Here is a 507-nt window from a genome sequence, read left to right as displayed (position 1 = left end):
GACTCGGCCTCTCCGCCAACATCACGCGGGCCGGCGTATCCGGCGGCGTGATGCGCCTCGCGCCGCCGCTCACCGTCGGCGAGGCGGAGATCGGCCTCGGCGTGGAGCTGCTCGGCGCCGCCATCGCGCGGGTTACGGCCCAGGGGGCGGCCAAGGGGACGACATGAGCGGCACCGAGGGCTACGCGGCCGAGGCGGACACGCTCGTCCCGCTCTACGAGGGCATCGCCTTCGCGACATTCCACGCGGCGATCATGCACCTCGTCCCCACGGTGCCGATCCATGTCCTGGACATCGGCGCCGGCACCGGCCGCGACGCCGCGGGGTTCGCGGAGATGGGCCATCGCGTCCTCGCCGTGGAGCCGACGGCAGAACTGCGCACGCATGGCATGGCGCTGCATCCCTTGCCCGCCATCGAATGGCTCGACGACACGCTGCCGCTGTTGCCCGAGGTCACCGCGCGGGGCGAGCGCTTCGGCCTCGTCATGGTGACCGCCGTCTGGTTCCA

Annotated in this window: 1 protein-coding gene; it reads left to right on the top strand. The window is 72.6% G+C overall.

What is annotated here, in order from left to right; all coding sequences use genetic code 11:
• Positions 1-163 precede the first annotated feature (163 nt).
• On the top strand, positions 164-507 hold a 344-nt coding region (locus AC1DWF_RS38975; protein WP_476843729.1), incomplete at its 3' end, for a class I SAM-dependent methyltransferase.

It is taken from the genome of Aminobacter sp. P4_D5, assembly GCF_056401815.1.
Note: the sequence above shows the minus strand (reverse complement) of the source record. Positions and strands in the feature narration are given on the sequence as shown.